At 73.7% G+C, this 26,481-nt stretch carries 22 protein-coding genes, 1 pseudogene and 2 riboswitches; of the genes and pseudogenes, 15 read left to right on the forward strand and 8 right to left on the reverse strand.

The annotated features are described in order from the left end of the window. Nucleotides 1-10: 10 nt before the first annotated feature. The 6 genes from IE258_RS25465 to IE258_RS25490 all read left to right on the forward strand — a co-directional run bounded on the left by IE258_RS25465 (nt 11) and on the right by IE258_RS25490 (nt 9,077). Nucleotides 11-1,408 carry an MFS transporter gene (locus IE258_RS25465; protein WP_189747119.1) on the forward strand — a complete coding sequence of 466 codons (1,398 nt, stop codon included), beginning with the start codon at nt 11-13 and terminating at the stop codon, nt 1,406-1,408. Next, nucleotides 1,405-2,598 (forward strand): FAD-dependent monooxygenase, encoded by a 1,194-nt coding sequence (locus IE258_RS25470; RefSeq protein WP_189747121.1) that lies wholly within the window; start codon nt 1,405-1,407, stop codon nt 2,596-2,598. The genes IE258_RS25465 and IE258_RS25470 overlap by 4 nt, the downstream gene beginning before the upstream one ends. A 313-nt stretch (nt 2,599-2,911) precedes the next feature. Next, nucleotides 2,912-5,155 (forward strand): MMPL family transporter, encoded by a 2,244-nt coding sequence (locus IE258_RS25475; RefSeq protein ID WP_189747123.1) that lies wholly within the window; start codon nt 2,912-2,914, stop codon nt 5,153-5,155. Nucleotides 5,156-5,190: 35 nt separating this feature from the next. Continuing rightward, the gene (locus IE258_RS25480; protein WP_189747125.1) at nt 5,191-6,705 is read left to right on the forward strand and encodes a streptophobe family protein; all 1,515 of its coding nucleotides are present in this window, start codon (nt 5,191-5,193) and stop codon (nt 6,703-6,705) included. 60 nt (nt 6,706-6,765) lie between these two features. After that, nucleotides 6,766-7,515 (forward strand): response regulator transcription factor, encoded by a 750-nt coding sequence (locus tag IE258_RS25485; protein WP_189747127.1) that lies wholly within the window; start codon nt 6,766-6,768, stop codon nt 7,513-7,515. Nucleotides 7,516-7,556: 41 nt separating this feature from the next. Next, entirely contained in the window at nt 7,557-9,077 is a 1,521-nt protein-coding gene (locus IE258_RS25490) for a sensor histidine kinase (RefSeq protein WP_189747614.1), read from the forward strand. Nucleotides 9,078-9,091: 14 nt separating this feature from the next. Here the strand turns inward: IE258_RS25490 and IE258_RS25495 are convergent, their stop codons facing one another. Next, entirely contained in the window at nt 9,092-10,543 is a 1,452-nt protein-coding gene (locus IE258_RS25495) for an MFS transporter (protein ID WP_189747129.1), read from the reverse strand. Nucleotides 10,544-10,686: 143 nt separating this feature from the next. Between IE258_RS25495 and IE258_RS25500 the strand changes: the two genes are divergently transcribed. From IE258_RS25500 to IE258_RS25515, 4 genes and pseudogenes are all read left to right on the forward strand, one after another. After that, complete coding sequence (locus tag IE258_RS25500) at nt 10,687-11,298, forward strand: TetR-like C-terminal domain-containing protein (RefSeq protein WP_189747131.1); 612 nt, start codon at nt 10,687-10,689, stop codon at nt 11,296-11,298. 249 nt (nt 11,299-11,547) lie between these two features. Beyond that, nucleotides 11,548-11,973: pseudogene (locus IE258_RS25505) on the forward strand (glycosyl hydrolase family 18 protein); the annotation flags it as partial. Between the two features lie 148 nt (nt 11,974-12,121). Next, nucleotides 12,122-12,769: a TetR/AcrR family transcriptional regulator gene (locus tag IE258_RS25510; RefSeq protein ID WP_189747616.1), complete on the forward strand. Its 648-nt coding sequence runs from the start codon at nt 12,122-12,124 to the stop codon at nt 12,767-12,769. Nucleotides 12,770-12,903: 134 nt separating this feature from the next. Beyond that, the gene (locus IE258_RS25515) at nt 12,904-14,508 is read left to right on the forward strand and encodes an MFS transporter (protein WP_189747132.1); all 1,605 of its coding nucleotides are present in this window, start codon (nt 12,904-12,906) and stop codon (nt 14,506-14,508) included. 16 nt (nt 14,509-14,524) lie between these two features. Here the strand turns inward: IE258_RS25515 and IE258_RS25520 are convergent, their stop codons facing one another. The 6 genes from IE258_RS25520 to IE258_RS25545 form a co-directional block, all read right to left on the reverse strand. Beyond that, nucleotides 14,525-15,379, reverse strand: coding sequence for an ATP-binding cassette domain-containing protein (locus IE258_RS25520; protein WP_189747134.1), 855 nt, complete (start codon nt 15,377-15,379; stop codon nt 14,525-14,527). Beyond that, entirely contained in the window at nt 15,376-16,125 is a 750-nt protein-coding gene (gene cbiQ, locus IE258_RS25525) for a cobalt ECF transporter T component CbiQ (RefSeq protein WP_189747136.1), read from the reverse strand. Before cbiQ ends, IE258_RS25520 begins: the two co-directional genes overlap by 4 nt. After that, the gene (locus IE258_RS25530) at nt 16,126-16,482 is read right to left on the reverse strand and encodes an energy-coupling factor ABC transporter substrate-binding protein (protein WP_189747138.1); all 357 of its coding nucleotides are present in this window, start codon (nt 16,480-16,482) and stop codon (nt 16,126-16,128) included. After that, entirely contained in the window at nt 16,479-17,177 is a 699-nt protein-coding gene (locus IE258_RS25535) for an energy-coupling factor ABC transporter permease (protein WP_127896784.1), read from the reverse strand. The genes IE258_RS25530 and IE258_RS25535 overlap by 4 nt, the downstream gene beginning before the upstream one ends. A 30-nt stretch (nt 17,178-17,207) precedes the next feature. Further along, nucleotides 17,208-17,380, reverse strand: a riboswitch (cobalamin riboswitch). 81 nt (nt 17,381-17,461) lie between these two features. Continuing rightward, nucleotides 17,462-17,568, reverse strand: a riboswitch (cobalamin riboswitch). A 65-nt stretch (nt 17,569-17,633) separates the two neighbouring features. Beyond that, nucleotides 17,634-18,197, reverse strand: coding sequence for a potassium channel family protein (locus tag IE258_RS25540; protein ID WP_229892405.1), 564 nt, complete (start codon nt 18,195-18,197; stop codon nt 17,634-17,636). Further along, the gene (locus IE258_RS25545) at nt 18,194-19,552 is read right to left on the reverse strand and encodes a chloride channel protein (RefSeq protein ID WP_189747140.1); all 1,359 of its coding nucleotides are present in this window, start codon (nt 19,550-19,552) and stop codon (nt 18,194-18,196) included. Before IE258_RS25545 ends, IE258_RS25540 begins: the two co-directional genes overlap by 4 nt. 288 nt (nt 19,553-19,840) lie before the next feature. Here IE258_RS25545 and IE258_RS25550 point away from each other — a divergent pair, with 288 nt between their 5' ends. After that, nucleotides 19,841-20,308 (forward strand): DUF7144 family membrane protein, encoded by a 468-nt coding sequence (locus IE258_RS25550; protein WP_189747142.1) that lies wholly within the window; start codon nt 19,841-19,843, stop codon nt 20,306-20,308. Between the two features lie 95 nt (nt 20,309-20,403). Here IE258_RS25550 and IE258_RS25555 read toward each other — a convergent pair whose 3' ends face one another. Next, nucleotides 20,404-23,547, reverse strand: coding sequence for an FAD-binding and (Fe-S)-binding domain-containing protein (locus IE258_RS25555; RefSeq protein ID WP_189747144.1), 3,144 nt, complete (start codon nt 23,545-23,547; stop codon nt 20,404-20,406). A 220-nt stretch (nt 23,548-23,767) separates the two neighbouring features. On the opposite strand from IE258_RS25555, the gene IE258_RS25560 reads away from it, so the two are divergent. The 4 genes from IE258_RS25560 to IE258_RS25575 all read left to right on the forward strand — a co-directional run bounded on the left by IE258_RS25560 (nt 23,768) and on the right by IE258_RS25575 (nt 26,448). Further along, entirely contained in the window at nt 23,768-24,160 is a 393-nt protein-coding gene (locus IE258_RS25560; protein ID WP_030864086.1) for a cell division protein SepF, read from the forward strand. Between the two features lie 95 nt (nt 24,161-24,255). Then, complete coding sequence (locus IE258_RS25565; RefSeq protein WP_189747146.1) at nt 24,256-25,446, forward strand: AAA family ATPase; 1,191 nt, start codon at nt 24,256-24,258, stop codon at nt 25,444-25,446. Next, nucleotides 25,443-25,793 carry a nucleotide pyrophosphohydrolase gene (locus tag IE258_RS25570; RefSeq protein WP_189747148.1) on the forward strand — a complete coding sequence of 117 codons (351 nt, stop codon included), beginning with the start codon at nt 25,443-25,445 and terminating at the stop codon, nt 25,791-25,793. The genes IE258_RS25565 and IE258_RS25570 overlap by 4 nt, the downstream gene beginning before the upstream one ends. A 184-nt stretch (nt 25,794-25,977) precedes the next feature. Beyond that, nucleotides 25,978-26,448, forward strand: a complete 471-nt coding sequence (locus IE258_RS25575; RefSeq protein WP_189747150.1) for a DUF6099 family protein — start codon at nt 25,978-25,980, stop codon at nt 26,446-26,448. The last annotated feature ends 33 nt before the right edge of the window (nt 26,449-26,481 follow it).

The following is a 26,481-nucleotide window of genomic DNA, read 5'->3' on the forward strand; positions in this document are numbered from 1 at the left end:
AAGGACGCCCATGACCACAACCCTGGCTCCCACGGTCCCCATCGGGAAGGCCGCTGTCGGAGCCCTCGGCATACTGGCACTGTCCACCGGTGCCCTGGAGTCGGTGGTGTCACCGACGATCCCGCTCCTGGAACGCGAGCTGGACATGAGCCAGTCCGAGGGGGCGCTGCTCAGCATCGTCCTCCTCATCACCGGCGCGCTCATCACCCCGCTGGCGGGCAAGTTCGGTGACCGCTACGGCGGCAAGAGGGTCCTCGTCCGGCTGATGGCGGTGGTCTCGGTCGGCGGCATGGTGTCCGCCCTTGCTCCGAACCTGCCCGTGCTGCTGGTCGGCCAGGTGCTGCAGGGCGCGATGATCGGCGCGCTGCCCCTGTCGTTCATCGTGGTACGCAAACACCTCCCTGCCGGGGAGTCCAAGGTGGCCATCGGCGTGGTCAGCGGACTCTTCGTCGGCGGGTCGATGGTCGGCATGCTGTCGGCCGGCCCGGTGGCGGAACAGCTCTCCCGGCACTGGATGTTCGCGCTGCCGACGATCGCGGTCATCGGGTCCACCATGCTCGTGAACAGGCTGATGCCGGCCGACCCACCGGGCCGGACGGACGGTGCCGGGATCGACTGGCCCGGTCTGCTGCTCCTGAGCGCGATGCTGGTCACCCTCATGCTCGTGCTCGCGCTGGCGCCCGAAGTCGGTTCGGCACCACTCGTGCTCGCCGCCCTGGTCGTCCTGCTGGCCGTCTTCGTCACCGCATGGGTGCGGGTCGAACGGCGGGCGGCCGCGCCGATGATCGACCTGAACATGCTGGCACGGCCCGCGATATGGAAGGCGTGCGTGCTGACCTTCGTCATCTGCCTCGGCACCACGATGGCGGTCTACCTCGTCCCGCAGCTGCTCGACGAGCGCGGCGACGGCTACGGATTCCGGGCCAGCGCCACCGAGATCGGCTTCTACCTGCTGCCCGGCGCCATCGCCGCGACGCTGGCCGGTCCGCTCGGCGGGATCGGCGACCGGCGCTTCGGCTCGCGCGCCGTGGTCAACACCGGCGTCGTCATGATGGCCGTCGGCCTGCTCGCCGTCGCGGCCGTGCACACCGAGGTCTGGCACCTCGTCGTCGGCAAGGTGCTGATCGCCCTCGCGAACGGCCTGTGCGTCACCGCGATGATGACCAGCACCGCCACCGCCGTCGACCCGGACGACACCGGCATCGCCACCAGCCTGATCCTGGTGAGCCGCGTGCTCGGCTCCGCCGTCGGCGGCCAGCTCGGCGGCGCTCTGCTCACCGCCGGAACCCCCTCCGGGTCGGAGGTCGCGGCCGAATCGGCCTACGTCACCGGCTTCGTCATCGCAGGCATCGTCGTCCTGCTGGCCCTCTTCGTCACCCGCACCATGAGCAAAGGAGTCAAAGCATGACCCGCACCGCACCGAGGCGCACCGTCCTGATCTCCGGGGCCAGCATCGCCGGTCCCGCCCTGGCCTTCTGGCTCAACCGCCACGGATACGAGGTCACCGTGGTGGAGAAGGCCGGGACCCTGCGCAGCGGCGGCTACCCCATCGACGTACGCGGCACCGCCCTCGACGTCGTGGAGCGGATGGGAATCCTGCCGCAACTGCGCGACGCGCACATCGACCTGCGCCGGATCACCTTCCTCGACGGGGACGGCGACGAGGTGACCTCGCTCCACCCGCACGCCGTCACCGGCGGGGTGACCGGACGGGACCTGGAGATACGGCGCGGCGACCTGACCGACGCCCTGTACATGGCGGTCCGGGACGACGTGGAGTTCCTCTTCAACGACTCCGTCGACACCCTCGACCAGAACGAGCACGGAGTCGACGTCACCTTCCACGGCGGCGGCAGTCGCCGGTTCGACCTGGTCTTCGGCGCGGACGGCATGCACTCGCGCACCCGCGAGACGCTGTTCGGCCCCGAGGAGCAGTTCCACCGCCATCTCGGCTACTGCTTCGCCGTGTTCACCATGCCCAACACCCTCGGCCTCTCCCACGAGACGGTGATGTGGAACACCCCGGGCAGGGCGGCGGCCGTCTACGCCGTGGGCGACGACGAGGAGGTCCACGCCTTCCTGAACTTCGCCCGGCCCGACCCGCCCTACGACGCCTTCGGCAACCCGGACGCCCAACGGGCCCTGCTCGCCGACGTCTTCGCCGACGCCGGTTGGGAGGTCCCGGGCATCCTGGGCGCCCTCCACGACGCGGACGACGTGTTCTTCGACGCGGTCGGCCAGATCCGGATGCCGCGCTGGACCAGCGGCCGGGTCGCACTGCTGGGCGACGCCGCGTACGCGCCCTCGTTCCTCACCGGCCAGGGCACCAGCCTCGCCCTCGTCGGCGCCTACATGCTCGCCGGGTCCCTCGCCGGCCGGGACCACGCCGAGGGCTTCGCCGCGTACGAGCACGCCACCCGTGACTTCGTGACCCTGAACCAGGACCTGGTCGGCGAGGGCGGCGCCACCCTCTTCCCGACCACCGCCCAGGCCCTGGACCAGCGCAACGCCCGCCTGCGCGACCTCAGCGCCATGCCCGCCCCGGAACCCCGCCCGGCCCACTCGGCCCTGACGCTGCCGCCCTTCGGCGGCCGCTGACTCCGCTCGGTTCTCCAAGCGCCGTTGCCCGAGCGGAAGGCCCCGGTCACCCCACGAGGGCGGCCGGGGCCGCCCCGACGAACCCGGCCCACGCCGCCCGGCGGGGCGGGCAGGACGGGCTGGGCGGAGTGCGAGGTTCCTGGGAATCCGGCCACACGGGTGCCGGTAATGCCCGTTTCCTCCGCGTAGTGGCCCGTGGTGCACCTGGGGGCTCTCAGGAAGCTCCCAGGATCTCTCCGGGGGCGGTGAGGGAGGGCTGTCAGCGTCGCGCTCAGAACTTCTGTGAGCCTCGACCTGACTTGGGAGCCCTTCCGTGGCGACATTCCTCTCCCGGCTCGGCCGGTTCTCCTTCCGGAGGCGCCGGCTCGTCGCGCTGCTGTGGGTGGCACTGCTCGTGGGTGCGGGGGTGCTCGCCGGGCGCGCCCCGGCCGCGCCGCCGAACGACTTCTCCATGCCCGGCACCGAGGCCCAACAGGCATACGACCTGCTGGAGGAGAGCTTCCCCGAACTGAACGCCGACGGCGCCACCGCCCGTGTGGTGTTCCGCGCCGAGGAAGGCAGGGTCACCGATCCCGAGGCGCGCACGGCGATCGGGGAGACGGTCCGGGCCCTCGGGGACGGTCCGGAAGTCGAACGGGTCACCGATCCCTTCGCCACCCGGTCCGTGAGCGAGGACGGGTCCACCGCCTACGCCCAGGTCTCCTACGGGGTGTCCGCCGCCGAGCTGGAGGAGGACTCCCGCAGCGCGTTGCAGGAGACCGTGGACAAGGCCGCCTCGCCGGACCTTTCCGTCGAGGCGGGCGGCAACGCCGTCGAGGCCAGGGCCGCCGGGCACTCCTCGGAGGCCGTCGGGCTCGCGGTGGCGGCCGTGGTGCTCGTCGTCACGTTCGGATCGCTGCTCGCGGCCGGGCTGCCCCTGCTGACCGCCGTGCTCGGGGTCGGCATCGGCGCGCTGACCATCAAGGCGCTGGCCGCGCCGCTGGGCCTCGGCGCCACCACGACCAGCCTCGCCGTGATGATCGGACTGGCCGTGGGCATCGACTACGCCCTGTTCGTGGTCTCCCGCTACCGGGCCGAACTCGCGCACGGCCGTGACCGGACGGAGGCCGCCGGGCACGCGGTGGGCACCGCGGGATCGGCGGTCGTGTTCGCCGGGCTCACCGTGGTCATCGCCCTGGCGGGGCTGTCCGTGGTGGGCATCCCGATGCTGACCCAGATGGGCCTCGCCGCGGCCGGCACGGTCGTCGTCGCCGTCCTGATCGCCGTCACCCTCGTCCCCGCGCTCCTCGGGCTCTGCGGCCGCCGGATCGGTCCCGCCGCCCGTCCCCGGCGAGGGAAGCGGGCGACCGGCCCGGGCCCGCGGCCGGGCATGGGCGTGCGCTGGGCCCGGTTCGTCGTCCGCCGTCCGGTCGCCGTGCTCCTCGGTGGAACCGCGCTGCTCGGTGTCGTCGCGCTGCCCGCCGCCTCCCTGGAGATGGGCTTGCCCGGGGACGACAGCAAGCCCGTCTCCACCACCCAGCGCCGTGCCTACGACCTGATCGCCGACGGCTTCGGACCGGGCTACAACGGCCCGCTCACCGTGGTCGTCCAGGCCGATGACGCGGGCGACGGCGCGGGCGACGACGGCAGCGTCGTTCAGGCCGCGAAGGACCTCGCCGGGCGGATCGACGGCCGCGAGGACGTCAGCGCCGTCGGACCGCCCCGGCTCAGCGCCTCCGGCGACACCGCCGTACTGAACGTCGTACCGGACGCGTCGCCCAGCAGCACCGAGACCGCCGACCTCGTCCACGAACTGCGTGACCCGGAACTCGCGCGGGCCGGCGACGCGCGGGTGCTCGTCACCGGAACGACCGCGATGAACGCGGACGTCTCGCAGAAGCTGTCCGACGCGCTCCTGCCCTACCTGGCGCTCGTGGTCGGTCTGGCGTTCCTGCTGCTCATCGCCGTCTTCCGGTCCCTGGCCGTCCCGCTCAAGGCGGCCCTCGGCTTCCTGCTGTCGGTGCTGGCCGGGCTTGGCGCGGTGGTCGCCGTCTTCCAGTGGGGGTGGCTGGGGTCCGTGCTCGGCGTCACCGAGCCGGGGCCGATCGTGTCGATCATGCCCATCTTCATGGTCGGCGTCGTCTTCGGCCTCGCCATGGACTACGAGGTGTTCCTGGTGACCCGGATGCGCGAGGCGTACGTCCACGGGCAGTCGCCGAAGGAGTCGGTGGTCAGCGGGTTCGAGCACAGCGCGCGGGTGGTCACCGCCGCCGCCGTGGTCATGGTCTCGGTGTTCGCCGCGTTCCTGGGGTCCGAGGAACAAATCCTCAAGACGATCGGATTCGGGCTCGCGGCCGCCGTTCTCCTCGACGCCTTTGTCGTGCGGATGACGCTCGTCCCCGCCGTACTCGCCCTCCTGGGCCGGAGCGCCTGGCGGCTGCCCCGGTGGCTGGACCGGCTCGTGCCCGACCTCGACGTCGAGGGCGAGCGGCTGACGCGCGCGGCGGACGGGGGCGCGGCCGAGGCGAGCGGAGACGAACCCGTCGGTGCCGCCGCGGGTCCCCTCCCCGGCAAGTGACCTCCCGCTCTCCCCTCGTGCACAGGAGCCCAGCCATGTCCGCACCCACTCCGCGTCCCTCCCTGCCCGCGTGGCGCCACGTCCTGGCAGGCGCCCTGGCCGTCGTGGCCGCCCTCGCCGTCATGGCCGCCACCGCCTGGGCCGCGCTGGCCCTCCTCGGCGCCGGCGGCGCCGCACCGGTCTCCCGGCTGGTGCCGACGCTGCTGAGCCTGGCCGTCGGCGGCGGCGTCACCCTGGAATCGGCCGCCGAGTCCGGGGCCTCCGTGGGCGGGGGAGGGGGACTCGCCGGGCTGCTCGGCGGGGGCGAGGGTGGTCTCAGCATCTCGTTGACCGGGCAGGCGGCGTTGACGCCCCTGACCCTGACCTTCCTGGGCACGGTCGTACTGGCGACGGCGTTCTTCCGGCCGTTGCGCCGCAGGGCGCGGCCCACCCCGGCGATGCTGTGGGCGCGTGGCGGCGGCGCGCTGGTGACCTCGGCGGTGGCGCTGCCGGTGTGCGCGGTCCTGGCGACGGGCACCGCCCGGCTGCCGCAGAGCGTGCAGGACCGGATGGGCGAGCGCGCCGGGTCGGGCGGCGCGGGCGGGCCAGGCGGATTCGGCGGAGGGTTCGGAGGTGGCGGAGGGCTCGGCGGTGGCGGTGGTGGCCTCGCTTCGGGGCTGTCCTCGGTGAGTTTCCGGACCGACGTCGTCGCCACGGTGTTCCTCGGCATCCTGGGAGTGGCCACCGTTCTCGCGGTCGGCTGCCTCGCCGCGCGTCGGACCACCCTGCCACGCCCCCTCGCCCTGAGCGGGCTCCGGACGAAGTGGAACGCCGTCCTGTCCACCCTCACGGGGACCGCGGTCGTGCTGTGCTGCGCTGTCACGGCCGTCGCCGTCCTCGCCGGTGCCGCCGCACTGACCGGCCGGGACCGGGCCGCCGAGGCCGCCGGTGTGCTGCTGCTCGCCGGGCCCAACCTGATCGCCGCCGTGCTCACCGCGGGAACCGGCACCTCGTGGCAGGCCGCGGTCGAGCGACTGCGGCCGGAGGGCGGCGGGATGCTCGGCATGCTCGGCGGCGGACGGCAGGACGGAGCGGCGGGCGGGGACCGGTCCGTGGACCTCGGTCACTGGGCGGGCGCGGGTGTGCCGCTGTGGGCGGCCGGACTGCTGCTCGCGCTGCTCCTGCTGCTCGCCGCCGGATACGTCGCCGCCGCCCGCACGCCGGCCCGCACCCCGCGCCAGGACGCCGACTCCCTCCTGGACCGGCACACGGACACCGCCCTGCGCATGGGCGTCGCGGTCGGCGTCGCGACGTTCGTGCTCCCCTTCCTCGCGCGCGGCTCGGTGCGGATCGGCGTCGGCCTCCTGGGCCGGGAGATGGGCGGCCTCAGCGCCGGGCTCGAGTCCGACACCCGGCTGTCCGCCCTCACGGCGTTCGTCGTGGCCGCCCTCGCCTCGTACGCCGGAAGCCGCCTGTACGGGCGGCGGGCACGGCGCCGTGAACGCCCGGCGGGAAAGGCCCCCGTCCCCGCACCCCGACGGCGCGCCGTCCCGTCCGACTCGGCCTCCTGAGAACCCTGTGATCTCCTGGTGAACCCCCGAGCAGACATCCCGAGAAGGCGAACCACGACCATGGCGGCACCGACACCCCCCTCGCGCCCGGCGGGCCGCACGGACCACCTGCTCGTCGTGGACGACGAGCCCACCGTCCGGGAACTGCTGCGCACCGCCCTGCGCTACGCCGGGTTCGACGTCGACGCGGCCGCCACCGGCGGGGAGGCCCTCGACCTCGCCGCACGGCGCACGCCGGACCTCGTCCTGCTCGACGTGATGCTCCCGGACATGGACGGCTTCGAGGTGATCCGCCGCCTGCGCGCCCAGCCCCGCTCGTCGCAGCCGGGGCGGGGCGGCGACGTCCCGGTCCTCTTCGTCACCGCGCGCGAGGACCGCCAGGACCGGCTGCACGGACTGCGCCTCGGCGGGGACGACTACGTCACCAAACCCTTCGACCTGGAGGAACTGATCGCCCGCATCCACGCCGTACTGCGCCGCACCCGGGGCGAGACGCCGCTCCGCCTCACGGTCGGCGACCTGGTCCTCGAACCCGACAGCCACCACGTCACCCGGGCGGGCCGCACCGTACGGCTCTCACCGACCGAGTTCCGCCTGCTGCACTTCCTGGTCGCCAACGCCGGGCGGACCATGACCAAGGCTCAGATCCTGGACAGCGTCTGGGAGTACGACTTCGGCGGCGACCCCAGCATCGTCGACACCTACATCAGCTATCTGCGCCGCAAGCTCGACGGCGTCGACGCCGACGGGCCCAGACTCATCCACACCGTCCGCGGCGTCGGCTACGTCGTCCGCGAGCCGCGGTCGTGAAGCGGCTCCGCCCGGTGCCGCCCGCGGCGTGGCTGGGCCGGATGTCGCTGCGCACCCGCCTGCTGTGCCTGTCCGTCGCGCTCGTCGCCGTCGGTCTGCTCGGCACCGGCCTGCTCGTCACCACCGCCCTGCACGGCTACCTCCAGGACCGGGTGGACGACCGGCTCGCCCTCACCGGACGGATCGCCTCCCGGCTGTCCCCGCCGTCCGGCACCGACACCCCGCCGGGCGTGCGCGCCCTCGGCGTGCTCGGCGACACCACGGTGACCTATGTGGACGACGCCGGGGCCGCCCGCCGGAGCTTCGACGCGAGCACCGCGCCCCCGGGCGGCGGTCCCGACCTGCCCCGCCTCGGCCGTGCGGCCGTCCTCGAGCACGGCGGCCGGCCCTTCACCGTGCCGGCCCGGGACGGCGAACACGACTGGCGGGTCGTCGCCCTGACCCAGGCCGACCAGGTCTTTCCGCCGCAACTCTCCGGGGCCGGCGGATCCGTCGTCGTGGCCACCTCCATGGAGGAGGTCGACCGCACGATCACCAAGACCCGGAACCTCTCCCTGACCGCGGGCCTCGCCCTGCTCGCGGTCCTGGGCGTCGCGGGCTGGTTCGCGGTGCGCTCCGGGCTGCGCCCCCTCACCCGGATCGAGGAGACCGCGACCGCGATCACGTCCGGCGACTACTCCCACCGCGTCCCCGAACCGGCCGCCCCGCACACCGAGGTGGGACGCCTGACCACCTGCCTCAACCAGATGCTGGACCGGATCGACACGGCCTTCCGGGCCCGTACCGAGGCCGAGGCGAGAACCCGCCGCTTCTTCGCCGACGCCAGCCACGAACTGCGCACGCCGCTCGTCGGTATCAAGGGCTACACCGACCTGCACCGCATGGGAGCCACGCCCACCCGCGAGGACGTCGACCGGACGATGACCCGCATCGCCGAGGAGGCCGAACGCCTCACCCGGCTCGTCGAGGAGATGTTCCTTCTCGCCCGCCTCGACGAGGACGCCGCGGGCGCGGACGGCGGCCCGGACACCGCCCGGGAACCCGCCTTCGCCCTCGACCTCGCGCCCATGGACCTGCGCACCCTGGCCGCCGACGCCCTGCGCGACGTACGCGCCCTGGACCGCACGCGCCCGGTGACCCTGACGGGACCCGGCGGCGGAAAGCCCGCCACCGCCCCCGCCCTCGCCGACGAGGCCCGGCTGCGCCAGGTCGTCACCAACCTGATCGGCAACGCCGTCACCCACACCCCTCCGGGCACCGCCGTCCGCATCGGCGTCGGCACCGCGGGCCGGCACGCCGTCCTGGAGGTCGCCGACGAAGGTCCCGGCCTCACCGCCGCCGAACGCGCCCGCGTCTTCGACCGCTTCTACCGCACCGACGACTCCCGCACCCGCGCCACCGGCGGTTCCGGCCTCGGCCTCGCCATCGCCCACGCCCTGGTCACCGCGCACACCGGCCGCATCACCCTCGACACCGCCCCCGGCCGGGGCTGCACCTTCCGCATCCTGCTGCCCCTGTCCGACGACCCGCCACCGGCCCCGGGCGTCGACCCGACCACCTGACCCACCGCCGGGCGTCACCCGGACGGCCGCTCGGCGCGGCCGCGCAGGAAGAGCGCGGCGACGGCGACGCCGACGAGGACCAGGGCCGTGTTGACGGCGATGGCCGCGGTGACGCCCCGGTGGACGGCGGAGGCGGTGGCCGCCCCCGCGCCGGCGGCGGTGACGACGGCGGACATGACGGGCGTGCCCAGGGTGATGCCGACCTGCTGGGACATCGAGGCCAGGCCGGTGGCCAGTCCCTGCTCGGCGTCCGGCAGCCCACTGGTGGCCGTGACCATGAAGCCCACGATGACCAGCATGTTGCCGACGCCGCCGAAGAAGGTGGCGGGCAGCAGCAGGGCGAGGGACGTCCCGGTCGTCGTACCGAGGAGGAGCAGCACCGCGGTGAAGACCGCCTGGACGAGACCGCCGGCCACGAGAACGGTCACCGTGGACGTCCTGGCGAGCAGCCCGGGGGCGAGCAGACCGCCGACGACGGTGCCCGCGCCGAGTACGCCGAAGGAGACACCGGCCGCGAGGGGGGAGAAACCGAGGGTCTTCTGGAGGTACAGGGTGAGCAGGTAGACCAGTGAGGTCTCGGTGACGAAGGCCAGCAGGCCCAGCAGGTTGCCCCAGGCCACGTTGCGGCGTCGGAGCGTCCCGAGCGGTACCAGCGGCGCGGTCACGGTGCGCTCGATCAGGACGAAGGCGGCCAGGAGGAACACACCCGCGCCCAGGCCGACCAGCGCGTGCGGGTGGGTCCAGCCGTACTCGCCGGCTTGGGTCATGCCGTAGACGAGCCCGAGCAGGCCGAGGGTGACGGTGAGCGCGCCGGGCAGGTCGAGGCCGGAGCGGGCGGCGGGCCTGGACTCCTTGATGACGGCCGGGGCGACGAGCACGACGGCGAGTGCGACGGGCACGTTGACGAAGAACGCCCAGCGCCAGGAGAGCAGGTCGGTCAGGACGCCGCCGAGAATCGCGCCGGTGGTGAAACCGGCCGACATCAGCGCGCCGTTGATGCCGAGCGCCTTCTGCCGCAGGGGCCCTTCGGCGAAGGAGGTGGTCAGCAGGGACAGACCCGCCGGGGTGGCGGCGGCGGTGGCCAGGCCCTGACCGACCCGCGCGGCGAGCAGCACCTCGGGACTGGTGGCGAGGCCGCCGATCAGCGAGGCGACGCCCAGCAGGCCGAGACTGCCGATGAAGATCCTCTTGCGGCCGATCAGGTCGCCGATGCGGCCGAAGAAGAGGGTGAACCCCGCGGCCGACAGGGCGAACGCGGTGGCCACCCACTGCAGGTCGGCGAGCGAGAAGCCGAGCCCGTCGCCGATCGCGGGCAGCGCGACGTTCAGGATCGAGAAGTCGACGGCCAGCATGAACTGGGCGACGAGCAGCACCGCGAGGACGACCTTCGACCGGCCCGTGAGCCGCTGCGGATCGGCCGCCGCCCCGGCGGTGGCCGCGGCGGTGGCGGTGGTGGTGGGTGGCATGGCGTTCCCTTTCGAAACACTAATGGGTCTGGGGTTCCATTACGACTTGGAAGGTAGCACGGTGGAGTCGGTAAAGGAACCACGGTTCCGATAAGGTGGCGTCCTGACGTCCCGACGCCGTGCGGGAAGAGGAAGGAGTCGTCATGCCGGACCCGGCAGCCCCAGGAACCCTCCGCCCCGGAGGGCGCACCGCCCGTATCCGCGAGGCCGTCCTCCGGGCGGCGGGCGACGCGCTCGCCGCCGACGGTTTCGACGCGCTCGACCTGGGGGAGATCGCCCGCCGCGCGGGCGTCGGCAAGACGACGGTCTACCGTCGCTGGGGAACGCCGGGCGGTCTCGCCGCCGACCTGCTGGCCGACATGGCGGACCAGTCGCTGCCCCGTGCCGACACGGGCGCGCTGGAGGGCGACCTCCGGGCGAACGCGCGCCTCGTCGTCAAGACGCTCAACGACCCCCGCCAAGGCCGCCTCTTCAAGGCGCTGATCGCGGCCTCCCTCTGCGACGAACAGGCGGCCGAGGCCCTGCACCGCTTCTACGCCGTACGCGTCGGCGAATGGGCCGGCTGTGTGCGGGACGCCGTGGCGCGGGGCGAGGTCCCGGACGGCACCGACCCGCACGGTGTCGTCGCGGCCGTCTCCGCTCCGCTCTACTACGCGCTGCTCAACACGGGGCGGCCCGTCACCGAGGCCGACGCCGACCGTGCGGCCCGCGCGGTGAGCACCGCCGCCCGCGCGGGTGTGTGGGTCACGGCCTGACCGGACGCGAGCCCGGGCCGGCCGGGCGGGCGGCCGATCCGTGGGTACCGGGACGGCCGACCCGTAGTCGCCGGGGCAGTCAATCCTTAGTCACGGCCGTACGGTTGACGCATTGGTCCAGACCATCTACGTTGTGGGCGCTCACCTCCCTCACGCGCGCACGGTTCACCTCACCCCTGTACCACCCCACCACCACAGGGAGAGCCATGTACCACAGGCGCAGACCACAACTGACCGGCACGAGAACGCTTCAGCATCGAGAACGCGATCCAGACGTATCTCGATGCCGGGGTCAACCCGCGCAAGCTGACCGTCGGCTTCCCCTTCTACGGGCGCGGCTGGCAGGGTGTCACCGAGGGCGGCGCGGCCGGTGAGTGGCAGGACGCGAACGGCGCGGCACCCGGCCAGTTCCCCGCCGAGGCCGGGGTCCGCGGCTACAGCAACCTGATCTCCAGCTACCCGTCCATGGCCGTCCACCACGACGAGCAGTCGGTGTCCACGTTCGGGTACACCGGTCCGGGCGGCCAGTGGTGGTCCTTCGACGACACCTGGTCGATCGGGAAGAAGACCGACTGGGTCAAGTCCAAGGGCCTGCTGGGCGGTTTCGTCTGGGAGATGTCCGGCGACACCTCGGACGGCCGGCTGATGACCGCACTGGACAACGGACTGAAGTGAGGCGCGGCGCACCCGGCTCGCCGCCACCCCGCGCGGGGGCGGTGGCGGGCCGGGTGCGGCCGGGCCCCGCGCCCTCCGTGCCAGAATGGACACCCTGCACCCCGCACCGCACATCCCGCACCCGCACGTCGTACCGCCCGAGGTTTCCGTGTCCAAACCCGTCGCCCGTGAGCCGCAGCGCCGCAACGCGCGGTCGAACCGGGCGCGCATCCTGGCCACCGCCCGCCGGGAGCTGGGGCGGAACCCGGACACCACCCTGGAGGAGCTGGCCCGCGCCGCCGGAGTCGTCCGGCGTACGCTCTTCGGCCACTTCCCGGGGCGCGCGGCGCTCCTCGAAGCCCTCGCCGAGGAGGCGTCCGAGGTGCTGCGGGGCGCGATGGCCGAGGCGGCGGGCCCCGACGAGCCGGCCGACCGGGCGCTCGCGCACTTCACGCTGCTGATGTGGCCCGTGGGGGACCGCTACCGCATGCTGCTGGCCCTGGCCCGGCACGACCTGGGCGTGGAGCGGGTGGCCGAGATCCTCGCCCCGGCCCGCGCGGTGGTCACCGCCATCCTGGAGCGCGGCCGCGAGGACGGCGTCTTCCCCGCCCACCTGCCCCCCGCCGTGCTGAGCGCCGGTCTCGAGGCGATGGTCGTCGCACTCCTGGAGCAGGTCAACACCGGCGCCCTGGAGGACGACGGCACCCGGGCCGCCGTCGCCATCCTGATCGCGGCCGGGGTGCCGGAGCGGCACGCGCGGACCGTGGTCGAGAGCGTGGGTCCGGCGATGCTCGCCCGGCCCCTCCCGGCCGAGTAGGCCACCCCCCTTTCAACAGGCGCCCCCGGCCGGTGGGCGCCTTATTTGCACGCCCGTGTGCAACAAACTATTCTGCTCTTGTCTGCTCATCTATGGGCAATTAACTTGTCCTCGTTTGTCATCCGGGAGCCCTCATGCCCCTGCTCGCCACCACCCCCGTCGAGAAGATGCCCGGGCCCTACGCCCGGCGCTGGTGGGCTCTCCTGGTGCTCTGCCTGAGCCTGCTGATCGTCGTCATGGCCAACACGTCCCTGATCGTGGCCGCCCCGGACATGACCACCGACCTGGGCCTGAGCAGCAGCGACCTGCAGTGGGTCATCGACGGCTACACCGTCCCGTACGCCGCGCTGATGCTGGTGCTCGGTGCGATCGGCGACAAGTACAGCCGTCGCGGCGCCCTGGTCACCGGTCTGGTGATCTTCGCGGGCGGTTCGGTGATGGGCAGCCTGGTGCACGAGACGGGGCTGGTCATCGCGGCCCGGGCGGTCATGGGCGTCGGTGCCGCCGTCGTCATGCCGGCCACGCTGTCCCTGCTGGTCGCGGTCTTCCCGAAGGGGGAGCGGGCCCGCGCCATCACGGCCTGGACCGCCACCTCGGGACTGGCCATAGCGGTCGGGCCGCTGGTCGCCGGGTGGCTCCTGGAGGACCACGCCTGGGGCTCGACCTTCCTGGTCAACGTCCCCGTCGCGGTCCTCGCCGTCGTCGGCGCGCTGGTCCTCGTACCGCCGTCCAAGGCGGCCGGCACGGGCCGCATCGACTACGTCGGCGGCCTGCTCTCCATCGTCTCCGTGGGCAGCCTGGTCTACGCGACCATCGAGGGCCCGCACTTCGGCTGGGGCGCCGGTCCCGTCACCGCGGCCGTCGTCGCCGCCGTCGGCCTGATCGGCTTCGTGGCCTGGGAGCTGCGCCACCCGCACCCCATGCTGGACGTGCGGCGCTTCCTGCTGCGGCCCTTCAGCGGCTCCATGCTGGCGGTGCTGTTCTTCTTCTTCGGCACCTACGGCGCCATCTACTACGCCACGCAGTTCCTGCAGTTCGTGCTCGGCTTCGGCGCGCTGGAGACCGGCGTACGGCTGCTGCCGCTGGCCGGGGCCGTGTTCGTCGGCGCCGCGGTGACCGGGCGGCTGACCCCGAAGCTCGGCGTGCGGGCCATGGTCGGCTCCGGCATGGCGATCGGCACCGTCGGCGTCTTCCTGCTCGTCCTGATCGACCAGGGCTCCACCTACGCCGACTTCCTCGCCCCGATGCTGCTGCTCGGCCTCGCCATCGGCCTCAGCGTCTCCCCGGCCACCGACACCATCATGGGGTCCTTCCCGGAGAGCGAACTGGGCGTCGGCGGCGGCGCCAACGACACCGCGCTGGAACTCGGCGGCTCGCTGGGCATCGCCGTCCTGGGCTCCCTGCTCGGCACCGCCTACCGGGACGAACTGGCCGGCCTGGTGGGCGACCGGCTGCCGGCCACCGCGCTGGACACCGCCCAGGACTCGGTGGGCGGCGGACTGGCCGTCGCCGAGCGGCTCGCCACCAACCCGGCCGCCGGGCCCGAGCAGGCGCAGGCGCTCGCCGACGCCGTGAACAAGGCATTCGCCCACGGCGTCTCCACCACCAGCCTCGTCGGCGGCATCATCATGGCGGCCGGCACCCTGATCGTCCTCGCCGTCCTGCCCGGCCGCCGCGCTCGCGCCGCCCAGCAGGCGGAGGAAGCCCGGGAACCGGAGTACAGCGGCTCGGCGAGCTGACCCCGGACAGCGCCCGTCACTCGGCCAGCGCCGCCAGCTCCTCCGCCGTACGCGGGCCCGTCGCCGAGTCCGCCAACAGCCCCCGCGCCCGCAGCAGTCCGGTCGCCGCGACGCCCCAGGGCAGCCGCAGCCCGGCCCGCCGCAGCAGGTCGGTGCGGGCCAGCGTCGCGGCGGTCGGGCCGGTGCGCACCCCCTCCGGGGTGAGCAGCGCGGCGTCGTCGGACCAGCGCAGGGCGAGGTCGACGTCGTGGGTGGCCATCACCACGGTGGTGCCGCCCGCGCGCAGCCCGTCCAGGGTGGCCAGCAGCCGCTCCTGTCCGTCCGGGTCGAGCCCCGCGGTCGGCTCGTCGAGGATCAGGACCCGGGGCCGCATCGCGACCGCCCCGGCGATCGCGGTCCGCTTGCGCTGCCCGTACGACAGCAGGTGCGTGGGCCGCTCGGCCAGTCCCGCGATGTCCAGCGCGGCGAGCGCCTCCCCGACCCGGGAGCGCACCTCCGCGTCGGGCAGCCCCAGGTTCAGCGGACCGAAGGACACGTCCTGGCCGACCGAGGCCGCGAAGAGCTGGTCGTCCGGGTCCTGCACCACCAGCTGCACCGTGGTCCGCAATCGGGTCAGACCCCTGCGGTCGTAGGTCACCGGCTCACCGCCGAGCGCCAACGCCCCCGTACGCGGCCTCAGTCCGCCGCTGAGCAGCCGCATCAGCGTGGTCTTGCCACTGCCGTTGCGGCCGAGCAGCGCCAGCGCACGTCCCTCGCGCACCGCGAAGTCCAGGCCCGTCAGCACGTCCGGACCCTCCTCGTACGCGAACGACGCGCCCCGCAGGGCGACCAGGGCCGGGGCCGGTTCAGAGGGTTGCGCCGGTCCGCTCACGACAGGGGTCCTTCCAGTACGAGGGTGAGGGCGGCCAGTGCCGCGAGGAGCACGACGCTCGCCGCCGTGAACGGCGCCGACACGCGGGCCTCGGGCACCAGCACGCGCAGGGTGCCGTCGTAACCGCGCCCGGCGAGCCCCGACTGCAGCCGCGCCGCCCGGTCGAAGGCCCGCACGAACGCGGTGGCTCCGAGCCCGCCGAGCGAACGCCAGGTCGCCGCCCGGGTGGTGTGGCCGAGCCGCGCCGCCTGCGCCTGCCGGATCCGGCGCACCGAGTCCAGCAGCAGGAAACTCATCCGGTACGTCACCAGCGCCACGTCCACGACCGGCGCGGGCACCCCGGCCCGCACCAGGCGCGGCAACAGGTCCGACATCGGCGTGGTGAACGCGAACAGCAGGACCCCCAGCGAGGCCGCCGAGGTGCGCAGCAGCAGCCCACCCGCGTGCACCGCACCGCCGTCGGCCGCCGTCAGGAACCCGTCCGGGCCCCCGACCTGCACCAGCAGCGGCAGCGCACCCGTCACGCAGAAGCCCAGCGGCACCCGGTACGCCCGCCACAGCCGGCGCGCGGGCACGCCCGCCGGGCCGAGCAGCACCGTCAGCGCCGTCACCAGTACCAGCGCCGCGCCCGGCCAGGGCGGCAGCGAGATCGCGAGCACGGTCAGGCCGAGACCGAGCACGGCCTTGTCCACGGGATGGCGGCGGCGCCAGCGACTGCTGTGCGCCGCCGCGTCGATCGGCAGCACTCAGTCCCCTTCGGGGGTGTCCCGCGGTGCCGCCGCGGCCTCGGCGGCCGCCACCGCCCGCTGTTCACCCTGCCGCCGGCCCCGGCGCAGCCCGAAGTAGTACGCCAGCACGCCCGCGCCGAGCGCGGCCTGCAGCGCGAACAGCGCCGACTCGATCTCCCCGGAGGGGGGTTCGTACAGCGGGGAGAACCACGGTTCGTAGTCCGGTTCGATCTCGGTGATCGCCGTCTCGGCCTCCGCGTCGGCCCCGGCGAACGGCTCCTCCTTGTGGTCGCCGAGCCCCAGCACCAGCGGCAGCACCGCCAGCGCGGCCACGGCGAGCAGCAGCAGGGCGTTGATCCTCGCGTTGCGGCTCATCGGGCCACCGCCTCCTGCTTCCGCTCGCCGGACCGGGTCAGCAGCACTCCGAGCCGGGTCAGTTCGCCCTTGCTGGACTGCACGAGGAGCCGCATCACGATCACCGTGAGCAGGCCCTCGCTCACCGCGAGGGGGATCTGGGTCACGGCGAAGATGGACCCGAACTTGCCGAGCGCGCCCAGGAATCCGCTGCTCGGGTCGGGGAAGGCCAATGCCAGCTGCACGCTGGTCACGCAGTAGGTGGACAGGTCGGCGACGAACGCGCCGAAGAACACGGTGACCATCAACGGCACGTCCCAGCGGCGCAGCAGCCGGTAGACGCCGTACCCGGCCCAGGGACCGACGATCGCCATCGAGAAGACGTTGGCGCCGAGCGTGGTCAGCCCGCCGTGGGCGAGCAGCAGCGCCTGGAAGAGCAGGGTGATGGTGCCCAGGACCGCCATGATCGGCGGCCGGAACAGGATCGCGCCCAGACCGGTGCCGGTCGGGTGCGAGCAACTCCCGGTGACGGACGGCAGCTTCAGGGCCGACAGGACGAACGTGAAGGCCCCGGAGGCGCCGAGGAGCAACGTGCTCTCCGGGTGCTCCCTGACCTCACGGGTGAGTGACCGGACTCCGTGGACGACGAACGGCGCGGACGCGACACCCCAGGCGATCGCGTGCGCCGGTGGCAGAAAGCCCTCGGCTATGTGCATGACTCGGCAGACCCTCTCCAGCACCTCGTGGATGGACGACGCGCCTTGGCCGGTCTCCTGGCTTACGGGTACCACCGCCCGTGCTCCGCCTTCCCGGACCGCAAGCGATCCAGTGGCTGCCCGTTGGAGCCTGTCGTCACATTCCCGCCTGCTCGGCGACGCCATGCACGCACTCTCGCCGCACCGGGCGCCGACCACGTACAACCAGTACGCGGGTCGACGCCCGGCACGCCGAGGGCACGCACCTGACGCCGCCGAGCCCGCCCTTCGGGCGGACGACGGGAATGTGACGACAGGCCCCAGGGCCGGAGCCGGACTTCCCGATTCACAGTGGCGAGGGCCGCACCGGCATCACACCGGTTTCCCGTTCACCAAGGCGTGGCGACAGTAGTGCTCCCAACCGGCCGGGCACAAGCAGGCATGGAGCCCCGTCCGGGCGGGCGGGCGGCACCTCCGTCAGCGCGAGCGGCCCCGCTGGGGCCCCCGGACCACCCGGTCGCGCATCCGGGTGGTCAGCGCGGTGGCGGCGGCCGTGAGGAAGACGAAGCTGTACGTGATCTGCAGCACGGTCACGACCCGCGCGGCCTGGCCCCTCGGGGTGATGTCCCCGTACCCGACGGTGGCGAGCGTCACCACGGTGAAGTACAGCGCGTCGATGCGGGTGTGCAACCCGCTGAACTCGCCCGGCGACTTGGCCAGGGCGTAGTACGCCGCCGAGAAGACGTGCACGGACAGGACGATCAGCAGGGAGATGACCACGCCGGGGCGGCTGTCCGGACGGTCGAGGAGGACGTGCCGGATCTGCCGCAGCAGCAGCACCGCCACCACGGTCAGCAGCAGGGCGAACAGCACCCAGCTCAGCACCGGCCGCTGCGGCCCCAGGTGGTCGAGGGGGAGCAGGAAGTACGCCACGACCACGGCGGCCGCGATCCCCGCCCGTACGGCCCAGGGCCGGACGGCGGCCCAGCCGGTACCGGGACGCGGGCGAGGACGCGGGTGTGCGGTCCGGCGGTCCCTCACCGTGCCGCTCCCGCCGTCGGCGACCCGCCCGGCGACCCGCCCGCCTCCGGCGGGGTCCGGCGCACCAGTTGGACCACGATGAACGAGACCACCGACGCCATCACGATCAGCGGCATCTGGTCGTGGGCGTCCCGGCCCATCAGCAGCACCGCCAGGACCGCGCTGGCCAGCGGCAGCCCCGTCACCGCGGCCGCCGCGGCGGCGATGCCGAGGGCCAGCGCCGGGGTCGCGCCGAAGCCGGGCAGCCCGGAGCAGGCCAGGGCCGTCGCCGCGCCCAGCAGGACGGCCGGGAAGATCGGGCCGCCGCGCAGCGCGCCCAGCGCGATGCCCCAGGCCAGCCCCTTGCACGCGACCAACGCGACCAGGGCCCCCACGGACCAGGCGTGCGGGTGCGCGGCGAGCTGGGCCAGTGCGGCCTGGCCGGACAGCGCCGCCTCAGCCGGGGAACGGCCGGTGATCAGCGCGTACGCGGCGACACAGACGCCGACCGCGGTGGCGCAGGCGACGGTGCGGGCGGCCGTGTGGCGCCGGGTCCAGGTGACGGTGCGGCGGCCCAGCTCGCGGGCCAGCGTGACCAGTACGGCGATCAGGGCGGCGGTGGGCAGCCCCCACAGGAAGTCGCCCGCGTCCGGATTGGCCTGGGGCGGCAGGTGGGGCAGGCTCAGCGCGCCGATCTCCAGCCCCGTCCACTGCCCGAAGCCGGTGAAGACCAGGGCGCCGGCCGCGCTGGCCAGCAGACAGGGCAGCAGCAGGGCGACCAGCTGGGTGCCGGCCAGCCCAGCCCCCTCGATGAGCAGGACCGCCGCCGCGATCGGGCCGCCGAGGATGGTGGAGATCGCGGCGGTGGAACCGGCCGTGGCCAGGATCGCGCTCGCCCGCCGGTCACCGCCCGCGCCCGCCCGCCGCACCGCCAGCAGGGCCAGCCCGCTGCCGACGGCCATGAGCGGGGCCTCGGGCCCCAGCACCACGCCGAGCGGCAGCGTGGCCAGCGCGGCCAGCACCGCCCCGGGCAGCGCCCGGGGGCCCACGGGCGCGCCGCCCAGGCCGTTCACGGGCAGATGGCCGCCGCCGCCCGGCATCCGCGTCACGATCGGCGCCAGGATCAGTCCGGCGAGGACCAGCGCGGGCAGCGGCCACCACCAGGGCGGGGTGTCGTATCCGGCCGCCTCGGGCAGCGAGGTCCACACCCAGTGCTGCAACTCGTGCTGGAGTCCGACGAAGAAGAAGCAGGCCAGCGCGATGGGCACCCCGAGCAGCACGCACAGCAGCAACAGCCGCCGGTAGCCGGGACTGAGCAGGGTCTGCCGCAGCGACTGCTCGGCCCGGCCCGGGGCCGCGTTCGCCGGCGCGGTCACCGAACCCGCCCGCGCGGGCACCGCCGGGGCAGCGGCCGACTCGTCACACGCCCTCCTTCGTCCGCCCCCTCGGTCCCACGGCCCGCCGGTCTCCGGCAGCCGCGGATGCCGTTCAGTTAACGCGAGGCCCCGGCCGTCCGCATGCGCACGCCCGGGACGTGATTCACCCGTACGGCGGACCCGCGTGGCCGGGTGGCGCGGGCGCCCGCAGGCTCGAAACGACCTGTCCGCGCCGTCGGCGCCGGCGGGCAGCTGCCCCGTACGGGGGACACAGAAAGGACTCCGCTCATGAGCCAGCACGCCGAACCCTCTCCCGGCCGGCCGTCCCACGGCGGCGACGCCTCCTGGGCCCAGCGCTCGGGCGACCGCACCAGCGGCTGGGTGACCGGCGGTGTCGTCTTCGCGGGCGTACTGCTGCTGCTGAACGGCGCGCTCGCCGTCCTCCAGGGCATCGCGGCCATCGCCGAGGACGACGTGTACGCCCGTATCGGCACCTACGTCTACGAGATGAGCCTGACCGGCTGGGGGATCGTCCACGTCATCCTGGGCGCTCTCGTGTTCGTCACCGGGTTCGGTCTGCTCAAGGACATGGCCTGGGCCCGGGTGGCGGGTATCGTCCTCGCCTCGCTGAGCCTGATCGCCCAGTTCCTGTTCCTGCCGTACGCGCCCGTCTGGTCCGTGATCATGATGGCGATCGACGTGTTCGTGATCTGGGCCCTGGCGAGCCGTCAGGACCGCGCGTCGTCCCGAGCCTGAGACGCCGCGCCCGGCAATGACGGACGGTCACCACGCATCGTCGGTGGTGACCGTCCGTCGTGTCCTGGCTCGGTGTCCGGACTCAGTCTCCGGGCTCAGTGCCGGCGCAGGCTCCGGGCCAGCGCCGTCGCCGCCGCCGCGGCGCCCACCGCGGCCGCCGCCGTGCCGGCCAGGGCCAGGGCCCGGGCGCGGGGGCCGGGAGCGGCCGGACGGGCGCCCGGCGCGGTGCCGTACGCGCTGCCCGCGGCCCGGGCACCGCCCGCGGGGCCGGACGGCAGGGCCGAGGCCAGCAGCTCCGCCAGGTGCACGCCCTCGTGGCCGCCGCTCTCGAACTCGTGGATCTGGGTGCGGCAGCTGAAGCCGTCGGCGAGGACGACGGTCGACTCGTCCTCGTCCCGCAGCCGCGGCAGCAGCACCCGCTCCGCGCACGCCTCGCTGACGTCCAGGTGACCGCGCTCGAAGCCGAAGTTGCCGGCCAGCCCACAGCAGCCGGAGTCCAGTCGCTCCGCGTCCACCCCGGCCCGGCGCAGCAGCTCCTGGTCGGCCTCCCAGCCGAGCACCGCGTGCTGGTGGCAGTGCACCTGGGCCAGCGCACGCGCGGACCGGTCGGGCACCTGCGGGGGCTGGTAACCGGGGGAGTGCTCGGTGAGCAGCTCCGACAGCGTCACCGTCTGCTCGGCCAGCCGCCGCACGTCCTGGTCGCCGGCGAACAGCTCGGCCGCGTCCGCCCGGAACACGGCCGCGCAGCTCGGCTCCAGCGCCAGGACCAGGCCGCCCGCCCGCACCTGGCCGGCCAGGGCGCGCACGGTGCGGGCGAGCACCTTCTCGGCCGTGCCCAGCTGCCCGGTGGAGATCCAGGTCAGCCCGCAGCACAGCGGCTCCTCGGGCAGCTCGACCCGCCAGCCCGCGTGTTCGACGACCCGTACCGCCGCGCGTCCGATGTGCGGGTGGAAGTGGTTGGTGAAGGTGTCCGGCCACAGCAGCACCGACCCGCGGTGCCCGTCGCCCTCGGGCTCGTGTTCTGCGAACCACTGTTCGAAGGTCTGCTGCGCGAACAGCGGCACCTCCCGGTCCGCCACCCCCGCCACCAGCACCGCCGCCTTCGACAGCAGCGGCGCGTGCGTGAGCGCGTTGACGACCGGGGCCAGCCGGGTGCGGCCCACCACTTGCGCCAGCGCGGGCAGCCAGCCCATCGACCAGTCCGAGCGCGGCCTGCGCCACGGCCGCCCGGCGAAGTGGTGGGACAGGAACTCCGCCTTGTACGTGGCCATGTCCACGTCCGCCGGACAGTCCTTCTTGCAGCCCTTGCAGGCCAGGCACAGATCCAGGGCGTCCTTGACCGCCTCCGAACGCCAGCCGTCCCGGATCGCGCCGTCCCCGTGCCCGTCGAGCATCTCGAACAGCAGCCGCGCCCGGCCCCGCGTCGAATGCTCCTCCTCCCGGGTCACCTGGTACGACGGGCACATCACGGTGCCGTCGCTGGTGTGCTGCCGGCACTTGCCGACCCCCACGCAGCGGTTCGCCGCCTGGGAGAACGAACCCCCGTCGTGCGGGAAGCGGAAGTGCAGGTCGCGGGGCTCGAAGGGGGCCCAGTCACCGCCGAGGCGCAGATTCTCGTCCAGCCCGTACGGAGCGACGACCTTGCCCGGGTTCATCCGGTCCAGCGGGTCGAAGACGGCCTTGAGCCGCCCGAACGCCTCGACCAATTGGTCCCCGAACATCCGGGACAGCAACTCGCCCCGGCTCTGACCGTCCCCGTGCTCGCCGGACAGCGAGCCGCCGAACTCGACGACGAGATCGGCCGCCCGCTCCATGAACCCCCGGTACGCCGCCACCCCGTCCGCGGTGTACAGGTCGAACGGGATCCGGGTGTGCACGCAGCCCTGCCCGAAGTGGCCGTACAGGCTGGGACCGGTGTCGCTCAGGTACCCGAACTCCTCGAACAGCGCGCGCAGCCGGCGCAGGTAGTCGCCCAGTTTCTCGGGGGAGACGGCCGAGTCCTCCCAGCCCTCGAAGGTGTCGGGCTTGCCGGGGATGTGCGCGGTGGCGCCGAGCCCGGCCTCGCGGACCTGCCACAGGTCCTCCTCGTGCGACGGGTCGTCCAGGAACGCGCAGTCGGCATCGCGTTCGGAGCGGTGCACGGCCTCCAGCAGCCGGTGCGCCCGCGCGTCGGCCTCCTCCACGGTGTCCCCGCCGAACTGCACCATCAGATAGGCGTTGCCCTCCGGCATCTCGGCCAGCGCCTCGGGGTTCAGATGCTTGATCCGCTCGTCGCGCACCAGCCGGGCGTCCACGCCCTCCAGCGCGATCGGGTCGTGCGGCAGGATGTCGGGCACCGCGTCGGCGGCCTTGTCGATGGTGTCGAAGCCCAGGACCAGCAGGGAGCGTTCCTTCACCACCGGCACCAGCTCCAGCTCCGCCCGCAACACCGTGACCAGCGTCGACTCACTGCCCACCAGGAGACCGGCCACGTCGAAGCCGTGCTCCGGCAACAGGGAGTCCAGGTTGTAGCCGGAGACCCGGCGCGGGACGTCCGGGAACCGGCGGCGGATCTCGTCCCCGTAGGTGTCGCGCAGCGCCCGCAGCCGCCGGTAGACGGTCGCCCGCAGGTCGCCCTGCCGCTCGATCTCGGCGTACTCCTCGTCGTCCGTCTCCCCGCACCAGAAGCGGGTGCCGTCGTACAGCAGCACCTCCAGGCGGGCGATGTTGTCGACGACCTTGCCGTGCGCCTGCGCGGTGGCGCCGCAGGAGTTGTTGCCGATCATGCCGCCGATGGTGCAGTTGGCGTGGGTGGCGGGCTCGGGTCCGTAGCGCAGGCCGTGCGGCGCGAGCTGCCGGTTGAGGTCGTCGAGCACGATCCCGGGCTGCACGACGCAGGTGCGGGCGCCGGGGTCCACCGACTCGATCCGGGTGCAGTACTTCGACCAGTCGAGGACCACACCCGCGTTGGTGCACTGCCCGGCCAGACTCGTCCCGCCGCCCCGCGACAGCACGGGCGCGCCGAACTCCCGTGCCACGGCAACCGCCTCCGCACCCGCCTCCGGGGTGTGCGGGACGACGACGCCGAGGGGGGTCTGGCGGAAGTTCGACGCGTCGGTGGAGTAGGCGGCCCGGCTCCCGGCGTCGAAGCGGACCTCACCGTCCACCCGCTCGCGCAGGGCGTCCCGGAGGGCGGCGGTGTCGACCTTCGGCGGTGCCCCCTCGCGTGTGACGGGTTCGGGTAGGTCCAGCGCACCCATGGGCACTCCTTCGTGTGACGGCGTACGTCCGTCGGTGCGGCGGTGGCTCCCCTCGCGGGTCCCGCTCGGGCGCGACGGCTGTCGCTGAGTACCCGGCCCGGCGCCGGACAATCACCGGACACGGAGCGTCGCCAACCGTGTCGCTGTTGGGCCGAACGGGTGACTTGGCGTAAGAATTGGCTGGTGCAGGCAATGAAGGCGAGTGAAATCGGGGGAGCCGGTGAACAGCCACGACGTCACCGATGAACAGTGGGAAGGGCTCGCCCAGGTAGTTCCGCTGCGTGGGCGCGACGCCTGGCCGTCCGCGGTCGGTCACCGGGCGATGCCCGAGGCGGAGACGGAGCGGCGCCGCCGTTTCGTCGTCCTGAGGATCAACGTGTTCGCGGACGCCCGCGAGGTCGCCGAGACCCTGATGGCGGGGATCCCGGTGCTCCTGGACCTGACCAGCGCCGAGGGCGAGGTGGCCAAGCGGGTCCTGGACTTCAGTACCGGCGTCGTCTTCGGCCTGGCCAGCGGGATGCACCGGGTGGACCGCAACGTCTTCCTGCTGACCCCGGCGGGCACCGAGGTGAACGGGCTGATGGAGAGCGCGGCGGGGGTGCCGGGAGTGTGACGGCCCGCTCCGGCCCCGACCGTCAGGTCCCCCGATCGTAGGAATGCCGTCCGGGCAAAACGGTTCGCCGTCCGGCGGAGTCCTACGGTCCGCATATGGCAGCGTCATCTGCGTCCTCCGCGTCACCTGCGTCCTCCGCGTTACCGGCGTCCGTCGCGCCGGTCCCCGACCGCCCCCGCGTCACCCGGCTGCGGCTGTCCGCCTTCGCCGGGCACCGGCGTGCCGTGCTGCGGCTCGGGCCGCTCACCGTGCTGGCCGGGCCCAGCGGCAGCGGCAAGACCAGTGCGCTCAGGGCCTACGACGCCCTGGCCCGGCTCGGCGGCGGCGCGGAACTCGGCGCGGTGTTCCCGGACCCGACCGCCTGTGTGCCCGAACGGGCCCGGCCCGACGCGCAGCACCGCCGGGGCTTCCGCATCGGCTGCACCGCCGACGGCGCTCAGGGACCCGTGCACCTGGACGTCGCCGTGCAGGCCGAGCCCGAACTGCGCATCGTGGGGGAGCGGCTGACCGCGGACGGCGTCGTGCTCCTCGAGACGGCCCTGCGAGACCCCGGCCGCCGTGCCGTGCAGGCGGCCTGGCACACGGCCGGGTCGGCACCCGTGACCCGCGCCCCGCTGCCGGACGACCGGCTCGGCACCCCGCTGCTGCCGCTGCGGGTGGCCGGCAAGACGGACGGGCAGCGCAGGGTGCTCGCGGCGGCCGAGCAGATGGTGGTCGCGCTGCGCTCCGTCTTCGCCTGTGATCCGCGGCCCGGCCGGATGCGGGAGCCCGTGCCCACCGGCTCCGGACGCCTCCTCGGCGGCTGCGACAACCTCGCCGACGTGGTGTGGCGCACCCGCGCCGAGTGCGGGCGCAGGCACGCGCAGTTCGTCACGGCGGTCCGGGCCGGATGCGCGGGCCCCGTCGAGGACGTCCTGGCCGAACCGGTCCTCGGCGGTGTGGTCCGCGCGTTCCTCGACCGGGGCGACGGCGTCCGTACCGGCCTCGCCCGCCTCGGCTACGGCGAGCTGCGCTACCTCGCCCTCGCACTCGTGCTGTTCACCGGGCCCGGGGTGCTGGCGGTCGACCCGGCGGGCGAGGTGCCCGCCGCGCTGCAGACGCTCACCGTCCTGGCCGACGGCTTCGACCGCGGCCTCGACGTGCGTCAGCGCGCCGAACTGCTCCGGCTGGCGGCGCGGATGTGCGACCGGGGGCACATCCGCCTGGTCGGAGCGGTCGCCGACGCGTCATGGGTGGCGGGGGCGGACGGATCGGGCGGCGTCACGGTGGTACACCTGGAGCCGTGACCGATCATCCCCGTGACCTCGCGGCGCTCCGGCGCAGGCTGGCCGAGTTCGCCGCCGCGCGCGACTGGCAGCCGTACCACACCCCCAAGAACCTGGCCGCCGCGTTGAGCGTGGAGGCCGCCGAACTCCTCGAGATCTTCCAGTGGTTGACGCCCGAGCAGTCGGCCCGCGTCATGACCGACCCGGACACCGCGCACCGGGTGCGGGACGAGGTCGCCGACGTGCTGGCCTACCTCCTCCAGTTCTGCGAGGTGCTCGGCGTCGACCCGCTGGCCGCGCTGGAGGCGAAGATCGAGCGCAACGAGTCCCGGTTCCCCGTGGGCGAGGCGGACGGACCGGAAGGCTGAGACCGGAGGAGTCAACCACTCCGTTATCACTCTCCGCAGTCATAATCCGGCCAGAAATCAATATCGTGTCCGAAGATTTCCGCCTTCCTCTGGCTTTTCGTCCCACACGCCTTCACTCTGGGTAGTGGACAACGGAGTTCGGGCGGACGCGCCGCGAGCGCGTCGGAACAGACGGGGGCAGCGCATGGACGCTGTGCGGCTCATCGTGACGAGTGGGCGTGCCCTGGCCGCCGGTGGCGAGGTGCCGGACGTCCTGACGGAGGTGTGGCAGGTGCAGGCACTGGCCCAGGCGATCGGCAGCCGACTGGCGGTGTACGGCCCGCCCGAACTGCGCGGCGAGGCCATCGGGCTGACCGAGCTGGCGGGCCGCGGCTGCGGAGTGCTGCGGACGCCGGAGCTGGCCCCGGGCGAGCTGCGCGCCGCCCAGCTCACCGAACTGGGCGACGCCCGGCAGGCCCTGATGCGCCTGGGTACCCTGCTCGGCGAGACCGGCATCGCACTCGTGGGCGTGGCCTGCGCCGCCGACGACGAGGCGACGTACTGGGAGTGCATGGAGGCGATCGACGCGGCGGACGAGTCCCGGGACCGGGTCCTGGAGATGCTGCGCAAACTGGCGGACCGCGAAGCGCACTTACCGGAGCGGGAGGCGGGCTAGCGCTCCCAGGCGTTCCGCGTTCCGCGCGTCGCG

It is taken from the genome of Streptomyces tendae (genome assembly GCF_014650435.1).
GTDB lineage: Bacteria > Actinomycetota > Actinomycetes > Streptomycetales > Streptomycetaceae > Streptomyces > Streptomyces tendae.

Coding starts and splice junctions, on each gene's coding strand:
- IE258_RS25530 (WP_189747138.1), bottom strand. CDS start 16,482: ATGAGCCGCAACGCGAGGATCAACGCCCTGCTGCTGCTCGCCGTGGCC.
- IE258_RS25535 (WP_127896784.1), bottom strand. CDS start 17,177: ATGCACATAGCCGAGGGCTTTCTGCCACCGGCGCACGCGATCGCCTGG.
- IE258_RS25565 (WP_189747146.1), top strand. CDS start 24,256: ATGGCAGCGTCATCTGCGTCCTCCGCGTCACCTGCGTCCTCCGCGTTA.
- IE258_RS25490 (WP_189747614.1), top strand. CDS start 7,557: ATGTCGCTGCGCACCCGCCTGCTGTGCCTGTCCGTCGCGCTCGTCGCC.
- IE258_RS25485 (WP_189747127.1), top strand. CDS start 6,766: ATGGCGGCACCGACACCCCCCTCGCGCCCGGCGGGCCGCACGGACCAC.
- IE258_RS25500 (WP_189747131.1), top strand. CDS start 10,687: ATGCCGGACCCGGCAGCCCCAGGAACCCTCCGCCCCGGAGGGCGCACC.
- IE258_RS25480 (WP_189747125.1), top strand. CDS start 5,191: ATGTCCGCACCCACTCCGCGTCCCTCCCTGCCCGCGTGGCGCCACGTC.
- IE258_RS25465 (WP_189747119.1), top strand. CDS start 11: ATGACCACAACCCTGGCTCCCACGGTCCCCATCGGGAAGGCCGCTGTC.
- IE258_RS25495 (WP_189747129.1), bottom strand. CDS start 10,543: ATGCCACCCACCACCACCGCCACCGCCGCGGCCACCGCCGGGGCGGCG.
- IE258_RS25550 (WP_189747142.1), top strand. CDS start 19,841: ATGAGCCAGCACGCCGAACCCTCTCCCGGCCGGCCGTCCCACGGCGGC.
- IE258_RS25555 (WP_189747144.1), bottom strand. CDS start 23,547: ATGGGTGCGCTGGACCTACCCGAACCCGTCACACGCGAGGGGGCACCG.
- IE258_RS25515 (WP_189747132.1), top strand. CDS start 12,904: ATGCCCCTGCTCGCCACCACCCCCGTCGAGAAGATGCCCGGGCCCTAC.
- IE258_RS25575 (WP_189747150.1), top strand. CDS start 25,978: ATGGACGCTGTGCGGCTCATCGTGACGAGTGGGCGTGCCCTGGCCGCC.
- IE258_RS25470 (WP_189747121.1), top strand. CDS start 1,405: ATGACCCGCACCGCACCGAGGCGCACCGTCCTGATCTCCGGGGCCAGC.